Source organism: Actinoplanes sp. NPDC048791 (genome assembly GCF_040650095.1).
Taxonomy (GTDB): Bacteria; Actinomycetota; Actinomycetes; order Mycobacteriales; family Micromonosporaceae; genus Actinoplanes.
On record NZ_JBEZGQ010001075.1, the window covers coordinates 1 to 2,725 of the forward strand.

General features: G+C 73.4%; 3 protein-coding genes. All 3 read right to left on the minus strand.

What is annotated here, in order from left to right; genetic code table 11:
* A partial coding sequence (locus AB0C29_RS42355) for a HAMP domain-containing sensor histidine kinase (RefSeq protein ID WP_360833151.1) occupies nt 1-1,176 on the minus strand: 1,176 nt, incomplete at its 3' end.
* Nucleotides 1,177-1,198: 22 nt separating this feature from the next.
* Nucleotides 1,199-1,927, minus strand: a complete 729-nt coding sequence (locus AB0C29_RS42360) for a response regulator transcription factor (RefSeq protein WP_360833153.1) — start codon at nt 1,925-1,927, stop codon at nt 1,199-1,201.
* A 95-nt stretch (nt 1,928-2,022) separates the two neighbouring features.
* A partial coding sequence (locus AB0C29_RS42365) for an HlyD family efflux transporter periplasmic adaptor subunit (protein ID WP_360833155.1) occupies nt 2,023-2,725 on the minus strand: 703 nt, incomplete at its 5' end.

Sequence of the window (2,725 nt, forward strand, 5' to 3'; positions counted from 1 at the left end):
GTGCACCGCGTTCGCGACCAGGTTGGTGCCGACCTGGCGCAGCCCGTGCACGTCGCCCAGCACCGTCGGCGGCACGAACGTGTCCGAGTCGTCGTCGAGGGCGGCCAGGCGCACCGGGCGGTCCGGCATCCGCGCGTACGCGTCTCTGATCGTGTCGGCGGCGATCTCCAGCAGATCCACCGGGCGCAGCACCGGCGGCCGTTCCAGGTCGAGCCGGGCCAGCATCAGCAGGTCCTCGACCAGGACACCCATCCGGCCGGCCTCGCCTTCGATCCGGCTCATGGTCTCGTCGAGCTGCGGTCCGGGCGGCGCGCCGCCGCGCCGGTAGAGCTCGGCGAAGCCCCGGATGGAGGTCAGCGGGGTCCGCAGCTCGTGCGAGGCGTCCGCGACGAACTGCCGCAGCCGCTGCTCGGACGCCGTACGGGCGGAGACCTCGGCCTCGATGCGGGCCAGCATCAGGTTGAGCGCACCGCCGAGCCGGCCCGGCTCGGTGTGCGGATCCGTGTCGGCCACCCGGCCGGAAAGGTTGCCCGCCGAGATGTCGGTGGCCAGGCGTTCCATCTCGGTCAGCGGCCGCAGCCCGAGCCGCACCACGAACGCCGCCCCGGCGCCGAGCAGCACCAGGACCAGCACGGTGACCCCGGCGTCGATCAGCAGCAGCCGGTCGCCGGTCTCCTCCACCTCGACCAGCGACGATCCGATGACCGCCACCCCGCCCGTGTCGGCCACGGCCACCGCGAGCAACCGCCAGTCCGCGCTGCCGTCGGCGGCCGCCACGGTGTACGGCCGCCCGGTCTGTGCGTGCGCCAGCACCTCGGCCAGCGGCGCCACCGCGGGCCGTTGCGCCTCGGCGACGGAACTGCGGTCCGGGTCGAGCGGGCCGGCCGGCGTGTAGACATAGACCACCGAGTCGGCCCCGAGGCGCAGCTGCCGGTTGCGGGGGGTGGCGCCGGTCGGCGGGGGCAGGGCCAGGCGCTGCGACCCCGCGAACGGGCGGGACATGGCGACCAACTGCTCGTCGATGCGGTCCTGAAGATAGCCGCGGATCAGCACCAGGCCGGCCAGGTTGGCCACGATCAGGGCGATCGCGGCCAGCGCGCCGACGACCAGCACGAGCCGGGAGCGCAGGGTCCAGTGGCCCCACCGCCGCGGACGCCAGCGGAGCCCGGCCCTCATGGCCTGCTCACTCCTCGCCTGCTCACTCCTCGCCGCCGCGGGGCAGGCGCAGGGCGTACCCGACGCCGCGGACGGTGTGGATCAGCGGCGGATCGGTCTTGTCGATCTTGCGGCGCAGGTAGTACACGTAGGACTCGACGATGCGCCCGTCGCCGCCGAAGTCGTACTTCCAGACCCGGTCCAGGATCTGCGCCTTGCTGACCACCCGGCCCGCGTTGATCAGCAGGTACTTCAGCAGGTTGAACTCGGTCGGCGAGAGGTCCACGAGCCGGCCGGCCCGGCGCACCTCGTGGGCGTCCTCGTCGAGCTCCAGGTCGGCGTAGCGCAGCACCCCGGCGTCGCCCGGCACCAGCTCGGGCCGGCTGCGCCGCAGGATCGCCCGGATCCGCAGCACCACCTCCTCCAGGCTGAACGGCTTGGTCACGTAGTCGTCAGCCCCCGCGGTGAGCCCGGCCACCCGGTCCTCGACCGCGTCCCGTGCGGTCAGGAACAGCACCGGGGTGGCCCGCCCGGAGGCGCGCAGCCGCCGGGCCACGTCGAAGCCGTCCAGATCGGGCAGCATCACGTCGAGCACCACCAGGTCCGGCTCGAAGTCCTCGATCGCGACCAGCGCGCCGTGCCCGGACTCGGCGACCCGCACGTCGAAGGCGACCAGCCGCAGCGTGGCGGAGAGCAGCGCGGAGATGTTGGGCTCGTCGTCGACGACCAGCACCCGGGTCGCCCGGGCGGCCGGCGGATCGCTGAGGGCCACGGAACCGCGGTTATCGGAATGCACCGCAAAGGAATATCAGCGCTTCCTTTGAATTGCGTATGAATCCGCTAGGAGGGAGCTGGGCCGCACGGCGCTCACCAGCTGCGGGCCACCGCGGCGCCCTCGGCGAGACCCGAGGTGATCTCGGTGTACCGGTCGCCGCGCAGCCCCACCCCGACCTTGACCCGCTCTCCCGCGCGCAGCACCGTGCCGGTGTCACCTGCGATGTCGTGCACGGCAGTGCTCGGCAGCCGCAGCACGTCATCGGCCGAACCGGTGGTGACCCGGACCGCGGCGCTCTGCCCGACCAGCAGGTCCTTGGGGGCGTCGGTGAAGGAGAGCAGCACGCCGTAGCGGACCATCGTGCCGTCGTCGGTGCCGACCGGGTCGACCTGCACCACCGTCGCGCCGAAGTCCTGGCCGGCCCGGTCGGCCAGGGTCGCGGTGGCCTTCTGAGCCACGGCCAGCCGATCCGCGTCGGCCTCCGGGAAGTCGGCGCTGATCTGCATGTCGAAGACGTCGGCCAGGGTGAGGAAGGCGCCGCCCCCGCTGACCTGACTGCCGACCTTGCCGGCGACCGACAGGATCCGCCCGGCGATCGGCGCGGTGATGGTGGTGCCCTCGAGCCGGTCCTCGGCGGTCTGCAACGCCACCTCGGCCTGGTTGACCCGCTGCTGGGCGCTGAGCACCGGGTCTCCCCCGCCCCCGGCGTTCTGGCCCCCGGAATTCTGGCCGCTTGAATTCGCGCCGCCGCCCTGGGTGCAGGTCGTCGCGGCACCACCCGGCCGGGCCGGCGCG